This window comes from Labrys okinawensis, from assembly GCF_002982075.1.
Lineage (GTDB): Bacteria > Pseudomonadota > Alphaproteobacteria > Rhizobiales > Labraceae > Labrys > Labrys okinawensis_A.
Genome location: NZ_PUEJ01000005.1, coordinates 309,495 through 335,704, shown reverse-complemented (window position 1 = coordinate 335,704; position 26,210 = coordinate 309,495). Strand labels below are relative to the sequence as shown.

The following is a 26,210-nucleotide window of genomic DNA, read 5'->3' as shown; positions in this document are numbered from 1 at the left end:
GGGCCGGGCCTTCAACCGGCCCTGGCCTCGTTGGTTTTAGCGCATGACGTAGGGGACGCCAGCCCGGGCCCGTTATTTTTCCTGCACGTTCAGGCGAATATGCAGTTCGCGCAGTTGCTTGGGCGTGGCCTCCGAGGGAGCGCCCATCAGGATGTCCTCGGCGCGCTGGTTCATGGGGAACAGCGAGATCTCACGCAGATTCTGCTCACCCGCCAGCAGCATGACGATGCGATCGACGCCGGCCGCCATGCCGCCATGCGGCGGAGCGCCGTACTGGAAAGCTCGGTACATGCCGCCGAAGCGCTCGATCACCGTCTCCTCGCCATAACCGGCGATCTCGAAAGCCTTCACCATCGCTTCCGGCTTGTGGTTGCGGATACCGCCGGAGGCGAGCTCGAAGCCGTTGCAGGCGATGTCGTACTGATAGGCCTTCAGCGTCAGCGGATCCTGGGTGTTGAGCGCCTCGAGCCCCCCCTGCGGCATCGAGAAGGGGTTGTGCGAGAAATCGACCTTCTTCTCGTCCTCGTTCCACTCGAACATCGGGAAGTCGACGATCCAGGCGAACTCGAAACGGCTCTCGTCCACCAGCTTGAGATCAGTGCCGACCTTGGTGCGGGCGGCGCCGGCAAACTTGTAGAACTTGCTCGGATCGCCCGCGACGAAGAAGGCGGCGTCGCCGGCCTTCAGGCCGAGCTGCAGCCGGATCGCCTCGGCCCTTTCGGGGCCGATATTGTTGGCGATCGGCCCGCGCGCGCCGATTCCCTCGGCGTTCGGGTCCGCTTGCTTGCTGGTCTCGTCGGTCGCCTTGTCGAAGAACAGGATGTAGCCGAGCCCCGGCTGACCTTCGCTCTGGGCCCAGGAGTTCATGCGGTCGGCGAAGGTGCGCTGGCCACCGCCGGGCCCCGGGATGGCCCACACCTGGTTGGCCGGGTCTTCGAGCATGCGCGCGAAGACCTTGAAGTTCGAGCCCCTGAAATGCTCGGACACCTCCTGCATGATCAACGGGTTACGCAGGTCCGGCTTGTCCGAGCCATATTTGCGCAGCGCCTCCGCATAGGGAATGCGCGGCCATCCCTTGGTGACGCTCTTACCCTTGCCGAATTCCTCGAAAATGCCGGTGATCACCGGTTCGATGGTGGCGAAGACGTCTTCCTGGGTGACGAAGCTCATTTCGAGGTCGAGCTGGTAGAATTCGCCGGGCAGGCGGTCGGCGCGCGGGTCCTCGTCGCGGAAGCAGGGCGCGATCTGGAAGTAGCGGTCGAAGCCCGCCATCATCAAAAGCTGCTTATATTGCTGCGGCGCCTGCGGCAAAGCGTAGAACTTGCCGGGATGGATGCGCGAGGGCACCAGGAAGTCGCGCGCGCCTTCCGGCGAGGAGGCCGTCAGGATCGGCGTCTGGAACTCGTTGAAGCCCGCGGCCTTCATGCGCGTGCGCATGCTGTCCACCACCTTGCCGCGCAGCATGATGTTGTTGTGGATGCGCTCGCGCCTCAGATCCAGAAAGCGATATTTGAGGCGGGTCTCTTCCGGATAATCCTGGTCGCCGAACACCGGCAGCGGCAGTTCGGAAGCCTGGCCGAGCACCTCGATTTCGGTGACATAGACCTCGACGAGGCCCGTCGGCATCTCGTGGTTCTCGGTGCCCTCCGGGCGCTTGCGCAGCTTGCCGTCCACACGCACGACCCATTCCGAACGCAGGGTCTCGGCCACCTTGAAGGCCGGCGAATCCGGGTCGACCACGCATTGGGTCAGGCCGTAATGGTCACGCAGGTCGATGAACAGCAGGCCGCCATGGTCGCGGATGCGGTGGCACCAGCCGGAAAGCCGCACGTCCTGCCCGACATGGTCGAGGCGAAGATCGGCGCAGGTGTGAGAGCGGTAACGGTGCATAAGCGTGTCTTTCCGGACAAAGCGTTTGCGAATGGACGGGACCACCGAGAATCGCAAGGACGCGTCAAATCATGGTGCCAGAGTATAAGTGCGTTTTCGCCGAAACGCGCTTTGCTCTCTGGAGTTTGAGGTCATAGACCCCAACGCCACGGTCGTCGTCAAGGTTGAGCTTGCCTTCTGCAGTGCCGGACGGGTCCGAACAGGCATTCAGGGCCTAAAACCTTGCCATGTGACGCCGCGTGCCCGATAAGCATATTCATGCCACAATCTTCCGCCCACCCCGCCGTCATCATCACCACAACCCCGGATCTGGAAGCCGCCTGCGCCCGCCTCGCCGCTCATGCCTTCGTGACCGTCGACACGGAGTTCCTGCGTGAAACCACCTTCTGGCCTAAGCTCTGCGTCGTGCAGGTCGCCAGCCCCGAGGAGGCCGTGGTCATCGACGCCCTGGCCGAGGGCCTCGATCTGACCCCCCTGTTCGAGCTTCTGCGCAATGAAAAGGTGCTGAAGGTCTTCCATGCCGCCCGGCAGGATATCGAGATCGTCTGGCATCTCGCCGGGTTCATTCCCGCGCCGCTCTTCGACACGCAGGTCGCCGCCATGGTGCTGGGCTATGGCGACTCCATCGCCTATGACCAGTTGGTCCAGCGCATCACCAACGCCCATATCGACAAGTCGTCCCGTTTCACGGACTGGTCGAAGCGCCCCCTCACCCAGGCGCAGATCAATTATGCCGTGTCGGACGTCACTCATCTGCGCGACGTCTATCTCAAGCTTGCGGCTTCGCTCGAGAAAAGAAAGAGAACCCATTGGGTAGGCGATGAAATGTCTATTTTGACATCGCCGGACACCTACCGCCAGGCCCCCGAAGATGCCTGGCGACGGGTCAGCGGGCGCGTGCGCAAGCCGCGCGATCTTGCCGTGCTGATCGAGGTGGCGGCCTGGCGCGAGCGCGAGGCCCAGTCGAAAAACGTGCCGCGTTCGCGCGTGCTCAAGGACGACGCCATAACCGAGGTGGCGTTGCAGGCCCCGGACACGCCGGAGAAGCTGGCGGGCATCCGCATGATTCCCAAGGGATGGGAGCGCTCCCGGCCGGCTCTGGATCTGATCGAGGCTGTGAAGGTGGGCCTGGCTCGCGACCCCGCCACCCTGCCGCACCAGGCGCCGCCGCGGATCGCCAGCAATGGCGCCGGGGCCACGGTGGAACTGCTCAAGGTGCTGCTGAAGATGGTGGCCGAAAGCCAGGGCGTTGCTGCCAAGGTGATCGCCACCACCGACGATCTCGACATGATCGCCGACAGCGATACCGCCGATGTCCCTGCCCTGCATGGCTGGCGCCGGGAACTGTTCGGCGAGAAGGCCCTCGCACTCAAGCACGGCAAGCTGGCACTGGCGATCGAACGCGGCAGGGTCGCGGCAATTAGCCGATAGCTGCCTGTAATTGATTTGCGCTATGAGCCGGGCGAAGGCTGGGCGAATCGCTCGGTTCGCCGGGCCCTCAGCGTGGTGCAGGCAGGAGTGTGGGCATAAATGAAGGTCGCGGTTCTCGGCAGCGGCGTGATCGGGGTGACTTCCGCTTATTATCTGGCCAAGGCAGGACATGAGGTCGTCGTCCTGGACCGCCAGTCCGGTCCGGCCCTCGAAACCAGCTTTGCCAATGCGGGCGAGGTTTCACCCGGTTATGCCTCGCCCTGGGCCGCCCCCGGCATTCCGCAAAAGGCAATCAAGTGGCTGTTGATGAAGCATGCCCCGCTGATTCTGCGCCCCCGTCCCGATCCGGCCATGGTGGCCTGGGTCCTGCGCATGCTCACCAACTGCACCTCGGCGCGCTATGCCGTCAACAAGAGCCGCATGGTGCGGCTGGCCGAGTATAGCCGCGACAAGCTGATCGAACTGAGGGCTGCCACCGGCATTCGCTATGACGAACGCATGCAGGGCACCCTGCAGCTCTTCCGGACGCAGAAGCAGCTCGACGGCATCGGCAAGGATGTCGAGGTGCTCAAGCGCGACGGCGTCCCCTTCGAGGTCCTCGACCCGGATGGCTGCATCGCCGCAGAACCGGCTCTCGCCCATGTTCGTTCCCTGATCCGCGGCGGGCTCAGGCTGCCCAATGACGAAACCGGCGACTGCTACAAATTCACCGGCGCGCTGGCGGAGCTCGCCGAAACACTCGGCGTGCGCTTTCGCTACGGCGTCGAGGTCAAGCGGCTGCTATTCGCCGGCGACAGCATCGAAGGCGTCGAGACCAGCACCGGCGTCGAAAAGGCCGACGCCTATATCGCGGCCTTCGGCAGCTACACGCCCGGTTTCGTCGCGCCGCTCGGCCTCAAAGTGCCGGTCTATCCGGTCAAGGGCTATTCCCTCACCATTCCGATCGTCGACGAGAGCCGGGCTCCGGTCTCCACCATCATGGACGAGACCTACAAGATCGCGATCACCCGGCTCGGTGATCGGATCCGCGTCGGCGGCATGGCCGAGATTTCCGGCTTCAGCAAGGACCTGCCGCCGGCCCGCCGCGATACACTGGCCCAGTCGGTCAACGACCTCTTCGGGGGTTCGGGCAATCTGGCGGCAGCAAGCTTCTGGTCGGGCCTGCGCCCGATGACGCCGGACGGCACCCCGGTGATCGGCCGCACCCGCTACAAGAACCTGCTGCTCAACACCGGCCACGGCACGCTGGGCTGGACCATGGCCTGCGGCTCAGGCCGGGTGATGGCGGATATCGTCAGCGGCAAGAAACCGGAGATCGAGGTCACGGATCTGGGATTGAGCCGCTACGGGGGGTGATCGTCTGGCTCAACCGCCATCCGGATTCTCGACGAAGCCATTCCATTGTTCGAGATAGGTCGCGACCAGGCCGGTGGCCGTCCTCTTGGCCGCCTTTGGCGTAAAGCCGCGCTTGTCGATCAGCCATTGTACCGTCTGCCGTTCGGCGGCTGGAAGCGCGGCAATCAATCTCTCGCGGTCCTGTCGGGGCCACGCCTTGTTGTCCGGCCATTGCCGGATCGTACCGATCGCTTTGCCAAGGCGCGCCGGACCACCCGCGGCAAAATCCTGCGGCTGCAAGGACATGCGCAATTCCTCGGTCGCAATCCGGGCGAGATAGGCAAAGCGGATCGAGCCCGGCGCTTCGCTGCGAGGCTGCCTGGCGGGCTCGAAGGCCCTGGCGACGGCACGCCAGGCCGGTTGGGTGAACAGGCCGTCGGCGGGTTTGCAATAGGGCGCGCCGGCATCGAGCGAGGAGCCGTGAATCGGCCCGAAAGCGTCATAGGCCAGTGCGCCGTGCCGTTTGAACAGGAAGAGATGCGGGCAGGCCAACAGACGTTCGTTTTGGTCGTTTTGCATGGTGAGACGCAGCAGCAGGAGCAATCCCGCATCCTTGCCCGGATCGGTATCTCCCTCCAGCATGCCGCCGCCCTTGCCCGCCTCCGCCACAGCGCGCAGGCGGGCCGCGTCGCCTTCGCCGGCGGTCACACCGCTGGCAGGCTCGAAGCGGGCGAGATAGGCAAGCCATGCCGCAGCGCGAGGCTCGCCTCCGAAGGCGCGCAATGTCTCGGCAGACTTTTTCGGATCGTCGGGAATGCCGGCCACCGCGGTCTCGACAGCCAATTGCGACTTCATCCGGCGCAGTTCGGCGAGGCGAAGATTCATGCGTGCCGCCAGGCAGGGTCCGGTGCCGGCCTCAGCGGCCTTGCCGCATTCATCCAATGCGACGGCCCAGGCCCGTTGCTCGGCCTGGAGGCTCTGCCTCCTTTCGGCCGGCAGGGCGGCGCGCAGCTCAGCATAGAGGTCGGCGATCCGGCTTTCGGCCGCGATCAGGTTCGGAGCGGCGCAGATGGCTTGCTGCACCGCCCCCCCGGGTCGCTTGCAATCGCGCCGGGGATTGGCGCTCCCGGCCTGTGCCGGATTCGCGGCAGGCTGGGCGGCGAGGAGAGCGAGCAGCACCGCCGCATGATTGCGCCGGATGCGCCGCGAAGGAAAGCCGTTCCTGCCTCCTCGCATGCCCCCTCGCCTATTCCGCCGCCACCGTGACGGTCTCCCGATCGACGATGCGGATCATCGCCTCGCGGCCGATCAGACGCCCGAGCGCCTTCATGCGGGCGTTGAGCCGATCGCCGACCAGGCCCTCCAGGTCACGAGGAACGTCCAGCAGCAACTTGCCGTGACTGACATAGAGCGGTGCTCGCGGCAGCACGCCCGGCATCGAGGCAGACAGGATATAGCCCACCCTCATCAGTCCTCCGAGGATGCGCGCCCGGTCGAGAATGCGCGCCGTGGCAATCTCGCGGATGCGCGGGGAGAGTTCTTCCTCGTTCAGGCCGACATGGCGGAAATAGTTCGCCACCGCCATATAGGCCCGGCCGCGATGGTCGACGCCGACAAAGGCGGCGTTGGCGATGATGTTCAGGCTCTGCTCGCCGCGATAGTCGGGGTGGGCACGCCAGCCGATATCGGCCACCAGGCAGGCGGCATGGCGTTGGCGTTTTTCGTCGGCCGTCTCGTCGATATGGGTCGATGCCATGAAGCGGTCGCCCCAGCGCACCAGCTCTTCGCCATGCTGCGGCGAGCGCGAGCGCAGGATGTTGAGCTCGCTGGCCGCCGTGATCAGTGGGTCGAGCTTGCGGCTCTCCTCATCGAGAAGCGAATAGAGCAGTCCCTCACGCACGCCCTGGGCCGAGATCACCACATCGCGCGGCTTGCCGGCCTTGATGACCTCGCTCATCACCGCCGCGCCATAGGCGAGCAGAGGCAGACGCCCGGCGGAGACGGTGTCCTTGCCGATCAGTGTGGTGTTGTCGACGCGCATGATCAGCTTGCAGAAATCGAGCATCTCGCGCGCGGGCACGCTGTAGCCATGCATGATATGCAAGGGGTAGCCGAGTTGCATCATGTGCAGCTTGGCGAGCGAGCGCCAGGTGCCCCCGACCGCATAGAAGGTACGATCCTTCAGGTGTTTGAGAGGGTCAGCCCTGGTCAGCTTGTCCTGCGCGATCTTGGCCGCCTTGCGCACCGACTGGCCGGACGTGTCCTGCAGAGCGAGCCCGCCGAGCGGCGTCGTCATGCCCGCGCCGGCGCGATGGCCATGCACCTCGATCAGTTCGAGCGAACCACCGCCCATGTCGCCGACGACACCGTCCGGCATGTGGAAGCCCGAAATCACGCCATAGGCCGAAAGGCGCGCCTCGCGCTTGCCGGACAGAACCTCGATTTCGGTCCGGCAGATCGCCTGGGCGCGGGTGATGAAATCCTCGCCATCCTCGGCGTCGCGCGCCGCGGCGGTCGCCAGGACATAGAGGTCCTTCACGCCCATGGTGTCGCACAAGGCCCGAAACCGTATGAGGGCGGCATAGGCCTTGGCCACGGCGGCGGGATCGAGTCGCTTGGTGGTCATCACGCCGCGCCCGAGGCCGCACAGCACCTTTTCGTTGAAGACCGCCGTCGGAGCGCGTGTCAGCCCTTCATAGACGACGAGGCGAACCGAGTTGGAGCCAATGTCGATGGTGGCGATCGGCGGCCCCTGGCAGATGCGTCCCTGCGCGAAACCGGGCTGCCCCGGCCTCGGTCCCGCCGGGTCGGTGGTCGGGACATGGGGAAACGTGTCAGCGTCGGCGGCTGAGGAGCGTTCGGGGAGAGTTGTGTTCAAGAGATTTGCCTCGTCCCGATAGGCTGGGATTGGTCATGAAATATTTGTGGGCGTTGAAGGGCTCTTCATCAGGCTGCGGGACTATGCGTTCGGCGGTCCCGTCGGGCAAGATGCTCCAGCTCTGTTGATTGTCGATAAGATTGGCGATCATGATCTGATCGAGCACCTGCTCGTGCACCGTCGGATTGAGGATCGGGCAGAGCGCTTCGACCCGGCGGTCGAGATTGCGCTCCATCAGATCGGCCGAAGAGATGTAGACGGCCGCCTTCTGGTGCGGCAGGCCATGGCCGTTGCCAAAGGCATAGATGCGGCCATGCTCCAGGAACCGTCCGACGATCGATTTGACGCGGATGTTCTCCGACAGGCCCGGCACACCCGGCCTCAGGCAGCAGATGCCGCGCACCACCAGATCGACCTGCACGCCCGCCTGGCTGGCCGTGTAGAGCGCATCGATGATCATGGTATCGACCAGCGAGTTGCATTTGGCCCAGATCGCCGCCGGCCTGCCGGCCTTGGCGTGCTCGATCTCCGCATTGATGTGATCGAGGATGCGCTGCTTCAGCGAGACGGGCGAGACCGCCATACGCTCCAACGCCGCCGGCTCGGCATAACCGGTGATGAAGTTGAAGATGCGCGAGACGTCGCGCGCGATCACCGGATCGGCGGTGAAGAAGGACAGGTCCGTATAGATGCGCGCTGTGATCGGGTGATAATTGCCCGTGCCGACATGGCAATAGGAGACGAGCTGCCCCATCTCGCGCCGCACCACGAGCGAGAGCTTGGCGTGGGTCTTGAGCTCGATGAAGCCGAATACCACCTGCACGCCGGCGCGTTCGAGATCGCGGGCCCAGCGTATGTTGGCTTCCTCGTCGAAGCGCGCCTTCAGTTCCACCAGCGCCGTGACCGACTTGCCGGCCTCGGCCGCCTCGGCAAGCGCCTTGACGATCGGACTGTTGGAGGAGGTGCGGTACAGCGTCTGCTTGATGGCGACCACGTTCGGATCGCGCGCCGCCTGATTGAGGAACTGCACCACCACGTCGAAGGATTCATAGGGGTGGTGCACCAGGATGTCCTTCTGCCGAATGGCGGCGAAGGCATCGGCCCCGTGATCGCGAATGCGCTCGGGCGAACGCGGCGAATAGGGCTTGAATTTGAGGTCCGGGCGATCGAGCCCGACGAGTTGCGACAATTCGTTGAGGGCGAGCATGCCCTCCACGCGAAAGACCGCGTCATCGGCGACATCGAGTTCCTCGGTGACGAACTGGCGGATGCTGTCGGGCATGCCCGCTTCGATCTCGAGGCGGATCACCACGCCGCGTCGACGCTGCTTCAACGCCGTCTCGAACAGCAGCACCAGGTCTTCCGCCTCTTCCTCGACTTCCAGATCCGAGTCACGGATGACACGGAAGGAGCCCTGCCCTTTCACGGTATAGCCGGGGAAAAGCTTGGCGATGAACAGCACCGCCAGATTTTCGAGCGTGATGTAGCGGGCCGCCCCGGTCTCGGCGAAGTCCGGCAGGCGGATGAAGCGCTCGACCTTGTGGGGCGCACGGATCAGGGCGTTCAGCATGCGCCCGTCGCTCATGCGCTTGAGCTGCAGGGCGATGGTGAAGCCGAGATTGGGAATGAACGGGAACGGATGGGCCGGATCGACGGCGAGCGGCGTCAGGATGGGAAAGATGTAGCTGAGGAAATAATCGTCCAGCCAAGCCCGCTCCGCCTTGGACAGGTCGCGCGGCTCGGTGATCACGATACCTTCCAGCAGCAGGTCGTCGCGCAATTCGTTCCAGCGTTTCTGCTGGTCGCTGGCGAGCTTGGACACAGCCTCGCCGATCTTGACGAGCTGCTCGGCCGGCGACAGACCATCGGGGCTGCGCGCCGTCACATCTTCGCGCACCTGCCCGATCAGGCCGGCAACGCGCACCATGAAGAACTCGTCGAGATTGCTGGCCGAGATCGACAGGAAGCGCAACTGCTCGAGCAGGGGGTGGCTCTTGTTGGACGCCTCCTCCAGCACGCGGCGGTTGAATTGCAGCCAGGAGATTTCACGGTTGATGAACCGGTCCGGGCTGACGCGCAACGCAATCGGATCCTGGGAGGGAAGCACGTCACGCGCCGCCTCCCGCGCCTCATCGCCTCGCATCGCGCTCTCCTCCGCCGTCTGTGCCGTGCTGGTCATGGTCGTCAATGCCGCTCGCTATGTCCCAGGCCGCCCAAGGTCCCGCCGATCGGAATCGCCGCCCGTCATGGGGAAGCCTGCTTAGGCCGCCTATATGACAATGCTGTCACATAAAATGGCCACACTGGGGAAAATTCGCAAACTCCGCACTCCCGCCTGTGGAACCGCCACGGGCTCGCCCCAACGAACTGGACCCGGCCTGACGGCTTGAGGCATCTTCCGTGCAGCCCTCGTGCCTTTCATGCCCGGCGGGCGCAATGATCCGTCCGCTCCAGGAGCAACACCGGCATGCGCATGCTCGCACATTTTCCCACGCTCATATTGCTCGGCTCGCTCTTCCAGACGGCGATTGCCACAGCCCAGACTGATCCCTCCCCAACGTTTCAAACCGACCGGTCCGCTGCATCGGGATGTGTCTCGGCGCGCGTTTCCGGCAATCCGAACGAAAATGGAGGCGCCCTCATCGGTTGCATCAACCCGGTGACGGGCGCCTTCGAAACGCCTTCCAATCTGCGCAACCAGGGCGACATCGATGAGCGTGTCCTCAGATCCTATGGTTTTCGGGGCGACGGACAGAGCCATCCCTTGTCCAGCGTCACCGCTCTGAACGGCCGGAGCACCGCTGGCTGGTCATTGGCACAGTGGCAGACGGTGCTCCCGGCGGCACGCGCCCTTTCCGACGAGATCGACGGCGCCGTCATCAACTCTCTGATCCAGATGAATCCGGGCGCGCTGAAATTCCGGCTGGGGCCATTGACTGCCCGTTTCTCCACACCGATCAGTTCCACCTGCGGCAAGAGCATCCGTTTCGAGGGAGCCGGTCCGGAACTCACCATATTCCGTTTCGGTGCCAGCAATGGCTGGGACCACTGCCTGATGGGCTCTCCGAAACCAGATAAGCTGGAACTCCAAGGCATCAGGCTCCAGTCCAGCGACATCGCTTCCACCAGCACGGTCGGGATCAACGCGAGATTCACGCCTGGCGTCAACGGAACCTATTCCAACTTCGCCCTCGACAACTTCAACACCGGCATGATCCTGGTCAACTCGGCAGGCACCATGATCGAGGGCGGCATGATCCACGCCGGCGCCTCTCGAAGAGGCCTCGCCAGTACCGGAACCGGCATCTGGTTTCGCGGGACGAACACTTTCGTCAATCACATCCAGAACACGCTGACGCAGCATTACAGGATCGGCTATCGCTTCCAGTCCACCAATCCTCCGAAGATGCTGGGGCTCGAGGACCAGAGCCTGATCAATTCGGCGGCCGGGGGTGTCGGCACCTGCATCCAGATCGATTCCGACTACAAGGGCTACTCTCCTCTGCAATATGTCGCGGACAATTTCTCTTGCGACGCCTATGAGGGCCATGTCGACGCAAGGCAGGTCTCGCATCTGTCCATCAGGGGCGGCAACTGGCTGATCCACCCTGCCACGGGTTCCTGGACGCCGGCCGGCAAGAACTTCTTCAATTTTTGCCGGGCTTCCACGGTACGTCTCGAGGGAGCCTGGATTTCCAACAATGCTCAGCCCCTCGAGGTTCGCTCTCTGATCAATGTCACCACCGATTCCTGCGGCATTCCAAACGGAACCGGCGCATCGGATGTGCAGATTAGAAACAACAAGATCGAGTACCGGGGCTTGAAGACGTCGGTGGCCATGATCGTCAAGACCGCCGGCACCAGCGGGGTGGTCGTCGCCGGAAATCTCTTCACCGAGTTCTTCAACCCCAGGCCGCCGCCGCCCAATGCATTCTCATGGGCCGCTTCGGATGCTCAATCGGCCCTCTATCAGGGCCTTGCCGGCGAACTCGTGCAGACATCGCCGCCACCGGTCGACATGACCGACCGGATCGCCCGCGATATCGGAATACTCTCCCTCGCACCCGGCGTGTGGAGCTGCCATGCCCGGCTCCAGCTCCTGCCGGCCGCAGGCGTGAAAGTCCGTGCTTTTCAAGGTGCGTTCAGCACAGAACCCGCCGAGATGCCGGCCGCCCCCGGACAAGGCATGTTCATGGAGAGCGGCGAATGGTCGGGCGCAGAGATCCGGGGTATCGGCCCGTTCGTGTTCGACCTCACCACGAAAACGCAAAGTTCTCCTCTCCATATCGTCGGAGCAGCGTCTTTCGCCGGCGGTCAGCTGCAGATGAACACTGTCGGCCAGTGTGTCCGTCTACGATAGAGCTCGCGCTATGACGGCTGATCGCGACCGGCCTCACTCATCCTCCGGCGGGGCGGCCAGCACTTCCTTCAAAAGCTCGGCGGCGAGTGCCCTGGTGATCCGGCGGCCGCGAGACAGGCCTTCGCGGTCGAGCACGGCGACCACCTGGCGTGCGGCAGCGAAAGAGCGCTCGATGCGCCGGACGAGAAAATCGACCAGGCTCGTATCGACGATCAGCTGCCGGTCGAGGAAGAGCTTCACCAGCAGCATGCGGAAGAGATCGTCGTCCGGCGTGGCGATGGTCAGGGCTGTCATCGCCCGCAGGCGGGAAATGAGGTCGGGGAGCGCAAGGCCCCAGCGCTCTGGCGGCTCGTGGGCGGTGACCAGCAGCGAGGCGCCCGCCTCGCCGGTGAGGTTGAGCAGGTGGAAAAGCGCCGTCTCGTCGATGCCGCGCCCGGCATCCTCGATCACCACCGCCTTGTGCGAGACCAGCACGGGAACGCCTTCCTCCTCGAGCGCCGCGCCGGCCAGCGTCACCGCGCCGGCGGTCTCGGACCAGATCGCCGCCAGATGGCTCTTGCCCGAACCGCTCGGCCCGATCAGCAGGGCACGGCGGGACGGCCAGTCGGGCCAGCGCTCGATGAAGCCATAGGCGGCCTCGTTGGAGGGCGAGACCAGGAAGTCCTCGCGGGCAAACGAGGCTTGCAGCGGCAGGTCGAGCGCCAATTGGCGAGGCAGCGTCACGACGATGGGTCCGATGGCAGCACCACGGCCTGATCCTGGCCGACATGCCCGGTATAATACCGGCTGGCGAGGTAGCGCGAGAGGGCAAAGCGCACCAGGACGCCGATCGCCGCCGCCACCGGCACGGCAATCAGCAGACCGACGAAGCCGAACAGGCTGCCGGCGGCCAGCAGGGCGAACATCAGCCAGACGGGATGCAGCCCGACGGAGCCGCCGACCAGCCGCGGCGAGAGCACATAGCCTTCGAGAATCTGCCCCGCCACGAAGACCAGGGCGGCATAGACCGGCAAGTGCCAGTCCGGCCAGACCTGGACCAGCGCCACGCTGACGCTGACCACGAAGCCGAGGATGGACCCGACATAAGGGATGAAGGAGGCGAGGCCCGTGCACAGGCCGATGAGAAAGCCGAAGCTGACGCCGAGAAAGGTCAGGCAGGAGCCGTAGAACAGGCCGAGCAGGAAGCAGACCGTCGCCTGCCCCCGCACGAAGCCGGCGATGGCGGCATCGATGTCACGGAAAATGCCGCGGATGGCGTCGGCATGGTCACGCGGCAACCAGCTGTCGACACGCGCCACCATATGGTCCCAGTCGAGCAGGATGTAGAACGCCACCACCGGCGTGACGATCAGGATGCTGATCACCCCGATGACCGCCTGGCTGCCCGACCAGAGGGAGGAGACGAAGGTGGCAAGGACCTGCGCGCCCTGCCCGACATAGTCGCCGAGCGATTTCTGGATGTCGCGCAGCCTTTCGCTGAGCAGGCCGCCGAGCCAGCTTTGGTTGAGCTCCTCCAGAATGCGCTGCATGGAAGCCACGATGCTCGGCAGCCTCTCGCGCAAGCCGTTGAACTGCTCACCCAGCATCGGCACCAGCAGGAGGATTGCCAGTACGATGAGAAAGATGAAGCCGAGCAGGATCAGGGAGGCTGCGGCCCAGCGCGGCAACCCCAGTTTCTCCAGCCTGTCGGCGACGGGATCGAGGAAATAGGCGATCACCAAGCCGCCGACGAAGGGCCATATCATACCCTGTAGCAGCCAGATCAGCGCGATGAGCAAGGCCAGCGCACCGAGCCAGAAGAATACCTGCCGTTGAAGGCTCATCCATTCGCTCCTGAAGCTCGATCCACACCGTCCTCCCCCGGCCCAACAAGCCTCGACCGAAACGGCTGGGATGGCGGATGGCTTTCCGATGCCGGGAGTGTCATCCGGCCATATGGTTGAGCCACTGCCGCAGATAGGCGGCAGCCGAGGCAATGGTCAAGAGCGTGACCAGGATGGATCCCACTTCGATCAGGAATGGAAAGGGCCAGCCCGTGCCCCTGGCGAACAGCACCAACGCGACGAAAGCGATCTGCACTGCGGTGTTGAGCTTGGAAAGCATCAGTGGAGCGATCTGCACCGGCTGGCTCATGACCCAGGACACCAACACGGCGCCGATGATCATGAAATCGCGGAAGACGGTGAGGATCACCAGCCAGACGGGCACCACTCCGACGATCCCCAGCGTGACGAAAATCGAGACCAGCAGGGCCTTGTCCGCCAGGGGATCGAGCACGGCCCCCAATTCACTGCGCATGTCGAAACGCTTGGCGATGAAGCCGTCGACGCCGTCGGAAATGCCGGCGACCAGGAAAGTGACGAAAGCCCAGCCCCACGCCCCCGAGGTGATGCACAGCACCGCCAGCGGTACCAGGCAAAAGCGCAGGATGGTGATCAGATTCGGTATCGTCATGATCGGATCGTAGCAAACCGCGAGAGCGCAGGCACGTCCAGGGGCTGCCATCCCCGGGCCAACCAGCATCCTTGGCACCCGTCTGGAGCGCCGTACGGTTTGACGGTGAGGTCAGGTATCAAAACGACGCGTCCAGACAATGTGCTAGAGCGTTTTGCGATTAGACGGAGTCACCTAGAATCGCAAAGACGCGTCAGAACAATGAGCTGGAGCAAATAAGCGTTCACGCTTGAACGCGCTTTGCTCTAGAGCACCACCACCTTGGTGCCGACCCCGACCCGCTGGTAGAGGTCCATCACATCCGCATTGGCCATGCGAATACAGCCGGAGGAGACCGCCCGGCCGATCGTGTTCGGCTCGTTGGTGCCGTGAATCCGATAGAGCGTGGAACCCAGATAGAGCGCCCGAGCGCCCAGCGGATTGTTGAGGCCGCCTTCCATGTGATCGGGCAGTTCGGGACGACGGGCGATCATCTCCTTGGGCGGCGTCCAGCTCGGCCATTCGGCCTTGCGGCTGATGGTTTCCGTGCCCTTCCAGGTGAAACCCTGCTTGCCGACGCCGATGCCATATCGAAGCGCCGTGCCGTCGTCCTGCACCAGATAGAGCCGCTTCTCCTTGGTCGAGATGACGATGGTACCGGGGCTGTAGCCGGAGAAGGGCACCACCGTGCGCGGGATCGGAGACTGCGCCAGCATGGCCTGCTCGTCATCCTTAACACCGGGGTCGAGATTGGGCGAGATGCTGTTGGGATCGATCGAGGCCTGGCGCTGCGGACGCTGGCCCGGCGTCACATCGCCATCTTGGTCGCCATAATAGCCATAGGGATCCTCCTGATAGTCATAGGGCTCCTCGAAATTGCGATCCGCCCGATAGGTTGGCTGAGGTTCCCGCCACTGGCGCGGACGGGAGAAGCCGTCGTCCTGATAATAGCCGTCCTCCGGAGGATAGCCCCACTCCTGGGCCTGGGCCGTCCCTGCGATCGTCAACAGGGCAAAAACGGATAAGAGTGCTTTTCTTGCAATCGTCATGTCGAGAACCACACGTCCCGGAAGAACGCCCGGGGTTGCGCCCTGCAGGGCAATGCAAGGCAAGATGGCTGCGACAATCTCGGAAACGGCGGGCGTAATTGTGGCAATGGCAGCGGCAGAAAGTCGCTATTTTTTAACCCTTTGTTCAGTGTGTATTCACATGGGATCGCTCGTCCTTGCGGAACGTGATGTTGATCACTGGCCGCGAGTTGCTTATCGAAAGCACCTTCCATGCCTTGAGGGCAGCCAGCATGAGTATTGCAACGGTTCCGATATCCGCCCTGGCCGCCTCGCCTTCCGCCGAAGCAGCGGCGCGGGAGTGGCGTGGTTTTCTCGAATTTCGTCCGTCCCAGGAGGCAGCGAAGGCCCGCCCCGCCCATCTGCTGGGTGAAGGCGGCAAGCCAGGCTGGGTTTACGATCTCCATTGGAAGAAACCGAGAACGACGGTCGATCCGATCGGCTGCTTCCTGCTGCGCGACATCGAGGTCTGGCGCCCCGGCATCCTCGTCCAGGATGGACAGGTTGTCGACGACGCCAATCTGTCCACCGATGTCGCTTTATCCATGGCCCGTGCCGATGCAGGCTTTCCATCGCGCTTCGCGGAGCGGGCTCAGGCAAGGCGTGTCGACCGCCCCGCCCTTATCGTGGCCGGGCCCGGTCACGCCATCTGGGGCCATTGGCTCGTTGAATTCCTGCCGCGTGTTGCCATCGCCAGCCGGTTGCTTCCGCCGTTGCGCGAGGAGTGGGTCATCCCGCTGCCGCATGATACGCCCGTCTGGGTCGAAGACTTGCTGCTGGCGGCCTGCAATGTCCGCCGGGACGCCATCCTGCGCTATGCACCGGGGCAGGAGCGATTGCTCTTCGAGCGCGCGGTGATACCGACCTTCTGCTTTTCCGGCGAGTATACCTTCCATCCCTATATGCGTGAGTTCTACGGGTCGCTGGCCCCGGCCTCGGGGGCGGCCCGCCGGCGTCTGTGCCTTTCACGCGGCGGTCCCGCCCTCTCGGCCAATCGCCCCTTCGCGCAGCGCGATTTCTTCGAGCAGGAAGCCAGGCGGCGTGGTTTCGAGATCATCCGCCCCGAGGAACTGAGCCTGGCCGACCAGATCGTAACGCTGTCGCAGGCTTGTGCTCTCATCGGCGAATATGGCTCGGCGCTGCATGGTTCCGTGTTTGCCGGGCCGGGAACCGTGATCGGCTGCATCGGGCATTGGAATGCCATCCAGATGCGTTTGGGCGAAGCGTTCGAGCAGCAAGGGGTCTACCTGACGCGCGGATGCCTCTGGCCGGCCGCAGGCAGGCCGATGTCCATCGACGCGAGCCTCGAGGACATTGAGAGTTTCCTCGATCGCGTGACCTCTCTGCTGGACTGAGGCAATCCGGCGCTCCAATGCCAGGCTTTGCGACCCGACAGGCTTCAATCAAACCGCAAAGTACTTGAGAGCAGCCGCGCAGCTTTATTTGCCCGTGAACCTGTTGTTCTTGGGAAAGCCCTTGGGGGGCAAACGCCCGGCATCGGCACGATTTCCGGTCCATTCGACCAGATCGGTCACGGTCCAGGTCCGGTCGGAGGAATCGCTCCAGGTCAATCCCTGCGCCTTGTCGAAAACGCGCGCATCGGAGAGGCCTCCATCCTTGTATTTCTGCAGCCTCACGCCCCTGCCCCGCGCCATCTCGGTGATCTGGTGCAGCGGGAAGATCAGCATTTTGCGGTTCTCGCCGATCACGGCGACCGTGTCGCCGATGGCGGGCACGATCAGCTTGGCTTCCGTCGGCGCATCGACATTCAGGACCGACTTGCCCTTGCGGGTATTGGCCAGGATATCGTCCTCGGGCACCAGGAAGCCGCGTCCGTCGGTCGCCGCGATCAGCAGCCGGCGTCCGCCCTGGTAGGCGAACACGTCGACGACGTCGGCGCCCTCGTCGATATCGACCATCAGGCGGATCGGCTCGCCCATGCTGCGGCCGCCCGGGAGCTTCGAGGCCTCCAGCGTGTAGACCTTGCCATTGGTGGCGAGGATGAGAAGCTTGGCCGTCGTCTCGGTCTGGAAGCCGAGCTTGAGCCGGTCGTCAGCCTTGAAGCTGAGCCCCGAAAGATCGCTGAGATGACCCTTCTGGGCGCGGATCCAGCCCTTTTCCGACACGATCACGGTGATCGGCTCGCGCTCGACCATCGCCTCGGCCACCACCGACAGATCGATGGTGCCCGCCTTGGACGCATCGATGTCGGTGCGGCGCTTGCCGAGCGGGGTGTCCGGGCCGAACTTCTTGGCGACTTCGCTGACCTGCCAGCCCACCGTCTTCCACTGCAGCGCCTCGGAGGCCAGCAGTTTCTCGATGCCGGCCTTCTCCTTGGCGAGATCGTCGTGCTCGCGCCGAAGCTCCATCTCCTCGAGCTTGCGCAGATTGCGCAGGCGCATGTTGAGGATCGCCTCAGCCTGCACATCCGACAGATCGAAGGCCTTGATCAACTCGTCCTTCGGTTCATCCTCGTAGCGGATGATGCGGATGACCTCGTCGAGATTGAGATAAGCGACGATATAGCCGGCCAGCACCTCCATGCGCTTCTCGACGGCCGCGAGGCGGTATTTTGAGCGGCGGACCAGCACGACGCGGCGATGCCCAAGCCATTGCTGCAGCGCCTCGCCGAGGGAGAGAACGCGCGGCACCTGGCCGTCGACCAGCACGTTCATGTTGAGCGGAATGCGGCTTTCGAGCTCCGAGAGCTTGAACAGCGATTCCATCAGCACGGCCTCGTCGACATTGCGTGACTTGGGCTCGATGACGATGCGCACGTCCTCGGCCGATTCGTCGCGGACGTCGCCCACCAGCGGCAGCTTGCGCTCTTCAAGAAGCTCGGCCAGCTTCTCGATCAGGCGGCCCTTCTGCACCGCCCACGGAATCTCGGTGATCACGATCACCCAGGTGCCGCGCCCGAGATCTTCCTTGTGCCAGCGCGCCCGCACCCGGAAACCGCCGCGGCCGGTGCGGTAGCTTTCCTCGATCGAGCCGGCGCTCTCCACGCAGATACCGCCGGTGGGAAAATCGGGGCCTTTGACGAATTGCAGCAGATCCGACGTCGAGGCCTTGGGGTTCTCGATCAGATGCAAGGCTGCCTGGCAGAGCTCATAGGCATTGTGCGGGGGAATCGAGGTCGCCATGCCGACTGCGATGCCCTGCACGCCATTGGCGAGCAGATTCGGGAAGGCGCCGGGCATTACCACCGGCTCCTCGTCCTCGCCATTATAGGTCGGGCGGAAATCGACAGCGTCCTCGTTGATCCCTTCCAGGATCAGCGTGGCCACCTCGGTCAGCCGCGCCTCGGTGTAGCGGTAGGCCGCGGCATTGTCGCCGTCGATATTGCCGAAATTGCCCTGCCCGTCGACCAGCGGATAGCGCTGGGCGAAATCCTGCGCCAGGCGCACCAGCGCGTCGTAGACCGCCTGGTCGCCATGCGGGTGAAACTTACCGATGACGTCGCCGACCACGCGGGCGCACTTCTTGAAGGCCTGGTCGGGATCCAGGCGCAGCAGGCGCATGGCGTGCAGGATGCGCCGATGCACCGGCTTCAAGCCATCGCGCGCATCCGGCAAGGCTCGTTGCGTGATCGTCGAGAGCGCATAGGCAAGGTAGCGCTGCTCGAGTTCCTCGCGCAGATTGACCGTCCTGACTCCATCGCCTTCCGGCGGATCGTCCATCTCATCCATGCGGTTGACTTACCGAAAGTGCCTGATTCGGAGCAAGTCGTAGACCTTATGATACAGGGCAAATCGCCCGATCACGTGCTATTGTAGCGCCATTGAGGGTTCCATCCCTGTTCTATCCGGATGGATTGCCCATATTTTCTTATTGGGTCCAGTGGCGTATTTCTCGGGTCAGGAATGCATCATGTTTCAGAGTTTGCCGCGGCGAGGTCAGGGTAACGTGGCGGAATTGCCTCCGCCTCCGCAGGACGAAGTCGTCAAGCCGCCGCGCCCAGTTCTGGGTCTAGCCCTCGGCGGCGGTGCCGCGCGGGGATTTGCCCATATCGGCGTGATCCGCGTGCTGGTCGAAGCAGGCTACGACGTCGACGTCATCGCGGGCACGTCGATCGGAGCGGTGGTCGGCGGCTGCTATATTGCCGGCAGGCTCGACGACATCGAGGAGTGGGCCCGCAGTCTCACCAAGCGCCGTGTTCTCAATTTTCTCGATCTCAATTTCGGGGGCAGCGGGCTGATGTCCGGCACCAAGCTGGCCCTCCTCCTGCAGAACGGGCTCGATGGCATGCAGATCGAGAATCTGCGCATTCCCTTCGTGGCGATCGCCACCGAAATCGGCCCGGGACATGAAATCTGGCTGACGCGCGGCAATCTGGTCACCGCCATGCGGGCTTCCTATGCCCTGCCGGGCATTTTCGAGCCCGTGCGCATCGGCGGACGCTGGCTGATGGACGGCGCACTGGTCAACCCCGTGCCCGTCTCGGCCGCGCGCGCCCTCGGCGCCCGGGCGGTGATCGCTGTCAATCTCAATGGCGAGTTGACCGGCCGCGGAGGCGTCATCCATACGTTCGGCGCCACCTCGAACGAAATGGACGATCCGCCGGTGCCCATGCGCAAGCGCAATGGCCTCGGCGCCGCCACTTCGATGGTCCGCCGCGGCTTCGGCTTCGCCCGGCCAAGCGAGGCACGCCAGCGGCGCAACTCCCCCGGCATCCATACGGTGATGATGGAAGCCTTCAACATCACCCAGGATCGCATTTCGCGCTCGCGGCTGGCCGGTGATCCCCCCGATGTCTCGATCGGGCCGCGCCTCGGACGAATCTCGCCCTTCGATTTCCATCGTGCCGCCGAGGCGATCGACATGGGCGCCGAGGCAGCCTTGAAGTCCCTCGACGACATCAAGGAAACCATGGCGGCGCTGGCCTAGCTCCGTTCACGCGGCGCAAGCCTCCCGCCTCCAACGGCGCGGAGGGCCGGCAGCCCCATCATTGGGTGGCGAACAGACCGGCGCCGCCGGGCCTCGACAGATGCAGCACCTGATAAACCGTCCCCACCTCGCCGGGCGGCTCGCGATCCCACAGGCGAAACACCGTCAGCTTCCAGTCGGTCGGATCGACCGCCAAGGCCGACAGGCAGCTACCATCCCCGGCAGCTTCAAGGGCCAGTTGCTCGCGTGCCTCGGCGATGGCACTCGCCGGATCGCTGTCGGCCGCGATCGACTGCTCCCGCAGTGTCGCGAAGCGGGCTTGGGACAGCGATGACGGGCCGGGCAGGCAGGAAATTCCAGCCCCGCGCCGCACCGACGGCCGGCCGAAAGAGGCGACGAGGCCGGCAAAGCCTCCGCCCTCCCAGAGAAACCGGCCCATGCCCTCGGGCGAAACCCAGAGATAGAAGGGGGCATAGAGGTTGACTGTGGAGCCGCGCACGCCCCTTTCCCGGATCAGATAGGCCTTGAGCCCCAGCCCCGGAAAATCGTCGAGCAAGGGACCCTTGCTGGCGACCCGGGCACGGATGATCCCCATGTCGTAATCGGCCGGCAGGGTGATGGCATAGTGCATCGCTTCCAGCGGGGCTCTCCTCATACCGGCTCGTGCCAATCGACGGCCCGGCCGTTCTGCAGGGCCTGGACGCTGACATAGACGAAGGCATCGACCTGGCCAGCTCCGTGCCAATGCAACTCCCCGGGCGCGAACCAGACCGCGTCGCCCGGATCGAGTTCGACGAGCGGGCCGTTGCGCCGCTGCGCCAGGCCGCTGCCGCTCACCGCCAGCAGCAATTGTCCGAGGGGATGGCTGTGCCAATGCGTGCGCACGCCCGGATCCAGCATGGCGCGCATCGCCGTGGGCTCGCCATCCCGCGCTCCCGCGATCAGATGTTCCACCCGGAAAGGCGCGGATGCGATACCCTCAGGTGCCATCTCTATCGCCCCGCCGGCCCGGATTACGGCCATCTCGCGGGGAAGGCCCGGCCCGGTCATGCCGGTACCTCTTCCACCACCATCTGGGTGAGGCCATTGCTGAAGGACCAGCCGTCGCGTTCGGTGGTGGTGACGACGACCATGACATCGTCGGGGCGAAGGCCCGGCGCCTGCCCGAGCAGTTCCACCACGCGCCGGTAGAATTGCTGCTTCACCGCCGTGCTACGCGGACGCCCGGCCGTGATGGCGATGAGCACGAAATCATCGGAACGCTCGCCGCTGAAATAGCCGCGGTCGTAGACCAGCGCCTCCGGATCGAGCTGTTCGATGACCTGGAAACGGTCGGCCGGGGGAACCTCGAAGGCTTCGACCAGGGCGCGATGCAGATTGTCCGACAGGGCGCGGAGATAATCGGGAGATTTTCCCTTGCGGAGCGAAATGCGGGCGAAAGGCATGAGTGATGTCCTCGACTGCAAGGCCTGCTGCCTTGACCACATCATCATGTCACCGCATATTCATCCTGAAAATCAGGAAATATTTGATATATAATCCTGAAAAACAGGACAATCCTCATGCGTCTGGTCAATTTCGATATCGACGTCCTGCGCAGCTTCGTCACCGGCATGGAACTGGGCAGCTATGCCCGCGCCGCGGACCATCTCGGCCGCTCGACCTCCGCCGTAAGCGCCCAGCTCAAGAAGCTGGAAGAACAGGCTGGAACCGCCCTGTTCCGCCGGGCCGGTCGTGGCCTGGCCCTGACCGAGGCGGGCGAAACGCTGCTGACCTATGCGCGCCGCCTGCTGGCTCTCAACGACGAGGCGGTATCCGCTCTGAGCGGGGCCAATCTTGCCGGCCATGTCCGCTTCGGCGTGCAGGAGGATCTGGGAGAAACGCTGCTGCCGCAAATCCTCGGGCGCTTCGCACGCGCCCACCCGAAGACACGCATCGAAACCCGGCTTGCCCGCAACGCCGACCTGCTGAAACGGATCGCCAGTGCCGAGCTCGACCTCGCCATCGCCTGGGGAGACCAAACAAGAGAGGCTCCGGCGGCCATGGCCGGCGAGCATCTCGCCGATATCGCCATGCGTTGGATCGGCCCCCGCGGCGGCCTGCCCGGGCAGCGCCCCGGCGATCGGCAGCCACAGCCGGATGAACCATTGCCGCTGGTGATGTTCGAAGCCCCATGCCTCTTCCGCAGCGTCGCGACCGAAACGCTGGACCGTGCCGGCATTGCCTGGCGTATCGCGGTGACGAGCACCAGCCTCGCCGGTCTATGGGCGGCCATTTCTAGTGGGCTGGGCGTGACCCTGCGCACCGAGATCGGGCTGCCGGGCCATCTTGCCGCACTCGGCGAGGAAAGCGGGCTGCCGACGCGGCTGCCGATGCTGCCGCTGCTGCTGCACCGCACGCAGGCGCAGCACAACGCCGCCACGGATCGACTGAGCGAAATCATGCGGGAGAGCCTGAGCCAGCCTTTTCTTCCGAAAAAGGTCGCGTGAGCGATGCCGGGGCAAGCCACGGTCCCGCCCGAACATAAGGCATTCTTGCCTTTGACGGCAGCTCCGCCGGATCACAAAATACTTTAAGGTCAGGCCGTAATATATTCCCGCATCGCCTTGGCCTCCGCCTCCATTTCGGCCAGGCGGAACTTCACCACGTCGCCGATCGAGACGATGCCGACCGGCAGGCCATTTTCGACCACCGGCATGTGGCGGAACTTGCCGGAAGTCATCCTTTCCATGATGTGGGGAATGGTGTCCTGCTCGTGAACGGTCTCGACCTTGGCCGTCATATGCTTGGAGACGGGATGTTCGAACCCTTCGGCCGAAGCCTTGGCCAACGCGCGAACGATATCGCGCTCCGACAGGATGCCGGCGATGCTGCCGTTCTTGTTGGTGATCAACACCGCGCCGATGCGCTTTTCGGCGAGCGTCCGCGAAGCGTCGGCAATGGTGGCGTCCGGCGACAGAGTGACGATGTCGCGGCCCTTGCCCTTCAGGATCTGTGCAACGGTCATGGGTACTCTCCTCAGACTGAACGTGCGCCTGCAGCGTCTTGATCTTGGGGGAGAATCCCGACGAGGGACGACCAGCCCCGTCCATGATGATGGCGTCTGCACGCCCATCGCGCAAGGGGCTGGTTCGAATGCAACCATTTGGTGAATCGATTTACGGATTGAGCCCTCAGGAGCCCGAGCCGGCTTTCAGAATGAACTCGACCAGGGCCTTGCGCCGGCCGGCATCCTCCATTCCGGGATAGATCATGCGGGTGCCCGGCACCACGGCCTGCGGCGCGGCGATGAAGCGGTCGAGCGTTGCGGCGTCCCAGGTCAACCCGCTCGCCCGCATGGCCGGCGAGAAGGGATAGCCTGGCAGCGTGCCGGCCTTGCGGCCTGCAAGCCCCTGCAGGATCGGCCCCGTCGCCGAGCGCGCGCCGCGCCCGATCTGGTGGCAGTGGGCGCAAGGTTCGAACACCGGGCCGAAGGTTGCGTCCGGTGGGCGGATGTCGGCAACGGCTTGCGCAGGCGGTGGAGGCGGCGCGACCTCGCCGACGGAACGCAAGGCAATGAAAGTCCCGACCGCGACACCACCGAGTGCCGCGGCCAGACCGAACCAGACGAGCCTGTTCACGAGGTGAGCGCGCGACGCATCTTTTCCAGCGCCTCCTCACGGGGCGCCTGGTAGTCGATCAGCGTCACCAGTTCGCCCTTGGCGTTCATCATGTAGACCGCCGTGGAATGATCGAAGGTGTAGCCGTCCCCCTCCCCGACCTTCTTGGCGTAGACGCGGAATTTCTTGATGATGTCGGCCACCTGCTCGGGCGTGCCGGTGGCGGCGGTGATGCGCGGATCGAAGCTTTCCAGATAGGTCTTGAGCAGTTGCGGCGTATCGCGTGCCGGGTCCACCGAGACGAACACGACGTTGAACTTGTCTCCGTCAGGCCCGAGCGCCTTGAGGCGGTCGGTCATGTCGGTCAGCGTGGTCGGGCAGGCATCCGGACAATTGGTGTAGCCGAAGAAATAGGCCGTCGGCTTGCCCAGGAAAGTGGCCTGGGTCACCGGCTTGCCATCCTGATTGGTCAGGCTGAAATCACCGCCGATAAAGCTGGACTGGGCCGTCGGCTTGCCGCCCATGCTCTGCAGGGCGAGCACGCCGGCCGCCGCCAGCACGGCGAGCAACGCAACGAGAACGACCAGTTGCAGACGATTGGATTTGAGCGCCATGGACGCCTCCCATCTCAATGGTTGCTGTGGTCAGCCTGCGCAGGCTGCTTGGCGCCGATGGCCTCGACCTTGAATTTCACCGGCACCGTCCCGGCTTTCTCGAATACGAGCGTGCCGTCGATGGACTGGTTGGGCTTGAGCTGCTGCTTGAGCCCCGTGAACATCAGATGGAAGGATGACGGGCTGAGTTCAACCTTGCCATGAGCGGGAATTTCCAGTCCACCTTCGACGGGCGCCATCTTCATGACGCCGTCCTGGTTCGACATCTGGTGGATCGAAAAACCGGAGGATACCGAGAAACTGCCGCCGATCAGCTTGTCGGGCTGATCACCCGTATTCTCGATGATGGTGTAGCCGCCTGCCACCGGAGCCCCCTGCGGCGTGGCCCGGGTCCAGGGATGAGCGATCTGGAGCGTGCCGGTCTTGTAGTCATGGGCGAGCGCGGGGATAGCGAGCGCGGAGGAAAGCGCGAGAGCGCCGAAAAATGGAACGAGTTTCATGGGGAATACCTGAACGGAATCGAGCAGCCCTGCACAGGCTGCAGAGAAGGGACGAAAGCGATGAACCGTTCAGCCTATCGGCGGTCCGCGTGGCCAGACGGGCCTGTGGTCCTGCCGGATTACCGCGAAAAAGCCCTGTGGGGGGCGGCGCCTGACGATCTGCGGGAAGCGGATGATGCTGGCGACCGCAAGGGCCTGCGGCAGCACCGGCGCCAGACGGAGTGCGCATTGGTCACAGGAGTGGCCGCCATGGACCTTGCCGCCAGCGTCTGCATCACCCAACTGGCAGACCGTCACGATCGTGCCGGCGATGACGACGGTCGCGGTGCCTCCCCGGTTCTCCTCGCTTGCCAGCGAACCACCCATGCCATTGAGCAGCAGCCCAAGGGCAAGCAAGGCGGCCAGGCATTGCCGCAGCAATGGGAGGTGGCGGGACAGAACCATGGCCGCATATGCAGCTAAGCCATCGCCGAAAGTCAAGGCGGCGCCATGGCGCATGAGCAGCCCGGGCCAAGGCGGGCCACCAGGCGTCCCCGAAAACAAAAATGCCGGTCTTCTCAGCTCCATCGCCCGATGAAGCTGAGAAGACCGGCAGTCGACAAATCTCCTGAGCTCAACGCATTCATGCCTGAACGCGCGCTTGCCTCACTCGCCTGTTTCGATGCGTCCACGCGATTCCGGAATGACCCGGCGATCGTCGGGCGCTCTAGTCGTCGCGATAGACACGCTCGCGGCGCTCATGCCGTTCCTGGGCCTCCAGGGACAAGGTCGCGATCGGCCTGGCGTCAAGACGCTTGAGCGAGATCGGTTCGCCCGTTTCTTCGCAATAACCGTAGGAGCCGTCATCGATACGGGCAAGAGCCGCATCGATCTTCGAGATCAGCTTGCGCTGGCGATCCCGGGCTCGCAGTTCGATGGCACGATCCGTTTCCGAAGAGGCACGATCGGCTAGATCGGGGTGGTTCTCGTTCTCGGCCTGCAGATTGGCGATGGTATCCTGCGCTTCGCGCAGGATGTCGAGCTTCCAGGCATTGAGCTTGCGCCGGAAATAGTCCCGCTGACGCTCGTTCATGAAAGGCTCGTCGTCAGTCGGCCGATAATTGGTATCTACACTCAATGAAGTCATGTAAGAATCCCAACACTCCGCTACTGGGCGAGAGGTCTATAGTCGCAGTGACGCGTTACGACAATGCTCTTCGTTGTCACCGATTCGTTG

At 64.1% G+C, this 26,210-nt stretch carries 24 protein-coding genes; 6 read left to right on the top strand and 18 right to left on the bottom strand.

Features of this window, described 5'->3' with window-relative positions; translation table 11 throughout:
- Nucleotides 1–72: 72 nt before the first annotated feature.
- Nucleotides 73–1,890: an aspartate--tRNA ligase gene (gene aspS / locus C5L14_RS15240; RefSeq protein ID WP_105862899.1), complete on the bottom strand. Its 1,818-nt coding sequence runs from the start codon at nucleotides 1,888–1,890 to the stop codon at nucleotides 73–75.
- A gap of 258 nt (nucleotides 1,891–2,148) precedes the next feature.
- On the opposite strand from aspS, the gene rnd reads away from it, so the two are divergent.
- Nucleotides 2,149–3,321: a ribonuclease D gene (rnd, locus tag C5L14_RS15235; protein ID WP_105862898.1), complete on the top strand. Its 1,173-nt coding sequence runs from the start codon at nucleotides 2,149–2,151 to the stop codon at nucleotides 3,319–3,321.
- A gap of 99 nt (nucleotides 3,322–3,420) precedes the next feature.
- Complete coding sequence (locus tag C5L14_RS15230) at nucleotides 3,421–4,677, top strand: D-amino acid dehydrogenase (protein WP_105862897.1); 1,257 nt, start codon at nucleotides 3,421–3,423, stop codon at nucleotides 4,675–4,677.
- Between the two features lie 9 nt (nucleotides 4,678–4,686).
- On the opposite strand, the gene C5L14_RS15225 is transcribed toward C5L14_RS15230, so the two are convergent.
- Genes C5L14_RS15225 through C5L14_RS15215 form a run of 3 tightly spaced genes read right to left on the bottom strand, consistent with a single transcriptional unit; the run spans nucleotide 4,687 to nucleotide 9,677 of the window.
- Complete coding sequence (locus tag C5L14_RS15225) at nucleotides 4,687–5,892, bottom strand: lysozyme inhibitor LprI family protein (protein WP_105862896.1); 1,206 nt, start codon at nucleotides 5,890–5,892, stop codon at nucleotides 4,687–4,689.
- Between the two features lie 10 nt (nucleotides 5,893–5,902).
- Nucleotides 5,903–7,534 carry a Ppx/GppA phosphatase family protein gene (locus C5L14_RS15220; RefSeq protein ID WP_342588412.1) on the bottom strand — a complete coding sequence of 544 codons (1,632 nt, stop codon included), beginning with the start codon at nucleotides 7,532–7,534 and terminating at the stop codon, nucleotides 5,903–5,905.
- Nucleotides 7,491–9,677 carry an RNA degradosome polyphosphate kinase gene (locus C5L14_RS15215; RefSeq protein WP_245197438.1) on the bottom strand — a complete coding sequence of 729 codons (2,187 nt, stop codon included), beginning with the start codon at nucleotides 9,675–9,677 and terminating at the stop codon, nucleotides 7,491–7,493. Before C5L14_RS15215 ends, C5L14_RS15220 begins: the two co-directional genes overlap by 44 nt.
- A 324-nt stretch (nucleotides 9,678–10,001) precedes the next feature.
- On the opposite strand from C5L14_RS15215, the gene C5L14_RS15210 reads away from it, so the two are divergent.
- The gene (locus C5L14_RS15210; RefSeq protein ID WP_105862894.1) at nucleotides 10,002–11,894 is read left to right on the top strand and encodes a hypothetical protein; all 1,893 of its coding nucleotides are present in this window, start codon (nucleotides 10,002–10,004) and stop codon (nucleotides 11,892–11,894) included.
- 33 nt (nucleotides 11,895–11,927) lie between these two features.
- Here C5L14_RS15210 and C5L14_RS15205 read toward each other — a convergent pair whose 3' ends face one another.
- The 4 genes from C5L14_RS15205 to C5L14_RS15190 form a co-directional block, all read right to left on the bottom strand.
- Nucleotides 11,928–12,617: a hypothetical protein gene (locus C5L14_RS15205; protein WP_245443399.1), complete on the bottom strand. Its 690-nt coding sequence runs from the start codon at nucleotides 12,615–12,617 to the stop codon at nucleotides 11,928–11,930.
- On the bottom strand, nucleotides 12,614–13,717 hold the full coding sequence (locus C5L14_RS15200) for an AI-2E family transporter (protein WP_105862893.1): 1,104 nt from the start codon (nucleotides 13,715–13,717) through the stop codon (nucleotides 12,614–12,616). The genes C5L14_RS15205 and C5L14_RS15200 overlap by 4 nt, the downstream gene beginning before the upstream one ends.
- Nucleotides 13,718–13,817: 100 nt before the next feature.
- Nucleotides 13,818–14,348 (bottom strand): CDP-alcohol phosphatidyltransferase family protein, encoded by a 531-nt coding sequence (locus C5L14_RS15195; RefSeq protein WP_105862892.1) that lies wholly within the window; start codon nucleotides 14,346–14,348, stop codon nucleotides 13,818–13,820.
- A 245-nt stretch (nucleotides 14,349–14,593) separates the two neighbouring features.
- Nucleotides 14,594–15,376 carry a L,D-transpeptidase gene (locus tag C5L14_RS15190; protein WP_105863232.1) on the bottom strand — a complete coding sequence of 261 codons (783 nt, stop codon included), beginning with the start codon at nucleotides 15,374–15,376 and terminating at the stop codon, nucleotides 14,594–14,596.
- A gap of 251 nt (nucleotides 15,377–15,627) precedes the next feature.
- Here C5L14_RS15190 and C5L14_RS15185 point away from each other — a divergent pair, with 251 nt between their 5' ends.
- The gene (locus C5L14_RS15185) at nucleotides 15,628–16,749 is read left to right on the top strand and encodes a glycosyltransferase family 61 protein (RefSeq protein ID WP_181161186.1); all 1,122 of its coding nucleotides are present in this window, start codon (nucleotides 15,628–15,630) and stop codon (nucleotides 16,747–16,749) included.
- An 84-nt stretch (nucleotides 16,750–16,833) separates the two neighbouring features.
- Here the strand turns inward: C5L14_RS15185 and parC are convergent, their stop codons facing one another.
- Nucleotides 16,834–19,083, bottom strand: a complete 2,250-nt coding sequence (gene parC, locus C5L14_RS15180; protein ID WP_105862890.1) for a DNA topoisomerase IV subunit A — start codon at nucleotides 19,081–19,083, stop codon at nucleotides 16,834–16,836.
- A 181-nt stretch (nucleotides 19,084–19,264) separates the two neighbouring features.
- Between parC and C5L14_RS15175 the strand changes: the two genes are divergently transcribed.
- Entirely contained in the window at nucleotides 19,265–20,281 is a 1,017-nt protein-coding gene (locus tag C5L14_RS15175) for a patatin-like phospholipase family protein (protein ID WP_105862889.1), read from the top strand.
- Nucleotides 20,282–20,339: 58 nt separating this feature from the next.
- Here C5L14_RS15175 and C5L14_RS15170 read toward each other — a convergent pair whose 3' ends face one another.
- From C5L14_RS15170 to C5L14_RS15160, 3 genes are read right to left on the bottom strand one after another with little or no spacing between them, the layout of a single operon-like run.
- Entirely contained in the window at nucleotides 20,340–20,936 is a 597-nt protein-coding gene (locus C5L14_RS15170) for a DUF4865 family protein (protein ID WP_245443398.1), read from the bottom strand.
- Complete coding sequence (locus C5L14_RS15165; protein ID WP_105862888.1) at nucleotides 20,933–21,331, bottom strand: cupin domain-containing protein; 399 nt, start codon at nucleotides 21,329–21,331, stop codon at nucleotides 20,933–20,935. Before C5L14_RS15165 ends, C5L14_RS15170 begins: the two co-directional genes overlap by 4 nt.
- Complete coding sequence (locus C5L14_RS15160) at nucleotides 21,328–21,726, bottom strand: tautomerase family protein (RefSeq protein ID WP_105862887.1); 399 nt, start codon at nucleotides 21,724–21,726, stop codon at nucleotides 21,328–21,330. Before C5L14_RS15160 ends, C5L14_RS15165 begins: the two co-directional genes overlap by 4 nt.
- Before the next feature lie 117 nt (nucleotides 21,727–21,843).
- On the opposite strand from C5L14_RS15160, the gene C5L14_RS15155 reads away from it, so the two are divergent.
- Complete coding sequence (locus C5L14_RS15155) at nucleotides 21,844–22,770, top strand: LysR substrate-binding domain-containing protein (protein ID WP_105862886.1); 927 nt, start codon at nucleotides 21,844–21,846, stop codon at nucleotides 22,768–22,770.
- 89 nt (nucleotides 22,771–22,859) lie between these two features.
- On the opposite strand, the gene C5L14_RS15150 is transcribed toward C5L14_RS15155, so the two are convergent.
- The 6 genes from C5L14_RS15150 to dksA form a co-directional block, all read right to left on the bottom strand.
- Nucleotides 22,860–23,288 (bottom strand): CBS domain-containing protein, encoded by a 429-nt coding sequence (locus C5L14_RS15150; RefSeq protein ID WP_105862885.1) that lies wholly within the window; start codon nucleotides 23,286–23,288, stop codon nucleotides 22,860–22,862.
- A 166-nt stretch (nucleotides 23,289–23,454) separates the two neighbouring features.
- Nucleotides 23,455–23,901 carry a c-type cytochrome gene (locus tag C5L14_RS15145; protein ID WP_105862884.1) on the bottom strand — a complete coding sequence of 149 codons (447 nt, stop codon included), beginning with the start codon at nucleotides 23,899–23,901 and terminating at the stop codon, nucleotides 23,455–23,457.
- Nucleotides 23,898–24,494 carry an SCO family protein gene (locus tag C5L14_RS15140; protein ID WP_209434102.1) on the bottom strand — a complete coding sequence of 199 codons (597 nt, stop codon included), beginning with the start codon at nucleotides 24,492–24,494 and terminating at the stop codon, nucleotides 23,898–23,900. Before C5L14_RS15140 ends, C5L14_RS15145 begins: the two co-directional genes overlap by 4 nt.
- A 14-nt stretch (nucleotides 24,495–24,508) precedes the next feature.
- Complete coding sequence (locus C5L14_RS15135) at nucleotides 24,509–24,994, bottom strand: copper chaperone PCu(A)C (protein WP_105862883.1); 486 nt, start codon at nucleotides 24,992–24,994, stop codon at nucleotides 24,509–24,511.
- A 69-nt stretch (nucleotides 24,995–25,063) separates the two neighbouring features.
- Nucleotides 25,064–25,438 carry a hypothetical protein gene (locus C5L14_RS15130; protein WP_146126921.1) on the bottom strand — a complete coding sequence of 125 codons (375 nt, stop codon included), beginning with the start codon at nucleotides 25,436–25,438 and terminating at the stop codon, nucleotides 25,064–25,066.
- A gap of 262 nt (nucleotides 25,439–25,700) precedes the next feature.
- Nucleotides 25,701–26,120 (bottom strand): RNA polymerase-binding protein DksA, encoded by a 420-nt coding sequence (gene dksA / locus C5L14_RS15125; protein ID WP_105862881.1) that lies wholly within the window; start codon nucleotides 26,118–26,120, stop codon nucleotides 25,701–25,703.
- Nucleotides 26,121–26,210 lie beyond the last annotated feature (90 nt).